The 1237-nt window shown below is 71.5% G+C and carries 1 protein-coding gene and 2 pseudogenes; 1 reads left to right on the forward strand and 2 read right to left on the reverse strand.

The annotated features are described in order from the left end of the window. A pseudogene (locus tag Raf01_RS49040) lies at window positions 1–276 on the forward strand (glycogen debranching N-terminal domain-containing protein); the annotation flags it as partial. Here the strand turns inward: Raf01_RS49040 and Raf01_RS49045 are convergent. After that, complete coding sequence (locus tag Raf01_RS49045) at window positions 273–851, reverse strand: DinB family protein (RefSeq protein WP_203925062.1); 579 nt, start codon at window positions 849–851, stop codon at window positions 273–275. The pseudogene Raf01_RS49040 and the gene Raf01_RS49045 overlap by 4 nt on opposite strands. 101 nt (window positions 852–952) lie before the next feature. Continuing rightward, window positions 953–1237 (reverse strand): annotated as a pseudogene (locus Raf01_RS49050) (hypothetical protein); the annotation flags it as partial.

The following is a 1237-nucleotide window of genomic DNA, read 5'->3' on the forward strand; positions in this document are numbered from 1 at the left end:
CTGGCCGGCTACGAACGGGAGCTGACCCGCTACCCCGTCCAGTACCCCACCGCCTCCAGCCCGCAGGCATGGTCGACCGGGGCACCGCTGTTGCTGCTGCGCACCATGCTCGGCCTCGAACCGGTGCAGGACCGGCTGACCGTGGACCCGGCGCTGCCGGACCCGGTGAGCTGGATCGGGCTGCTCGACGTACCGGGCCGGTGGGGGCGGGTGGACACGTTCGGCCGTAAGCGGCTGCCCGCCGGGCACCCCGCGTGTGAGCCGTTCAGAGCCTAGGCGTTCAGAGCCTGGGCGGCCCGCTCGACCTTCGCGCGATGGGCTTCCCAGAAGGCCGCGTCGTCCGGCTGGTTCCCGTTTCCGGCGGCTGTCCCGGTCACCCCGTCGAGCTGCTCGCGCAGGATGTCGGCGTGTCCGGCGTGCCGGCTGGTCTCGGTGAGCATGTGGACCAGGATGTTGAAGAGCTTCACGTCGGGGCGCGGCCACCAGGGCACGTGGCCGGGAGAGTCGATGGCGAGCGCGGCGATCGTCGCGTCCGAGTGCGCGCACACGCGACGGTAGCGCTCGACGATCTCCTCCCGCGTCTCGTGCTCCGTCGCCCACAAATGCGCACCACGCTCCCGGGGGTCGTTCCACCGCGGCAGCGGTTCGGGGAACGGCCGGTCGAAGACCTCGCCGAAATACCAGGACTCGGAAATCGACAGGTGCTTGACCAGGCCGAGAAGGTTGGTTCCGGTCGCGGTCAGCGGGCGGCGGATGTCGTACTCGGCGAGCCCGTCGAGCTTCCAGAGCATCACCTCGCGAATCTCTCGCAGGTCGCTGTGCAGGTACTCTTTCGCGAAGTCGTCGATCACGGGAGCCAAGCCTGCCAGCCGGTGCCGGCCGGCTCAACCCGCGCCCCGGCCGGGGCCAGGGCTGTGCGGGCCGGCTCAACCCGCGCGCCCGCCGGGCCAGGCTATGCCGACGGGGCGGTCGAGGACTGGCCGTACTTGGGTACCGACGCGGCACGTCCGCGCCCGAAGGCGTCGAACCGGCCCCAGCGGCCGGGCACGTCGAGCAGCCCGATCCAGCCGACCCGGGCCGGCAGCGCGGGATCGGCGGTGAGGTGCTCACCCAGCGGTTCGAGGCCGAGCATGGTGCGCAGCAGCAACAGCGGTGCTCCGGTCGACCACGCCTGAGGGCTGCACGCCGTCGGGTACTGGACCGGATAGCGGGTCAGCTCCCGCTCATAACCGGCGAA

The sequence above is a fragment of the Rugosimonospora africana genome (genome assembly GCF_016862975.1).
GTDB classification, from domain to species: domain Bacteria; phylum Actinomycetota; class Actinomycetes; order Mycobacteriales; family Micromonosporaceae; genus Rugosimonospora; species Rugosimonospora africana.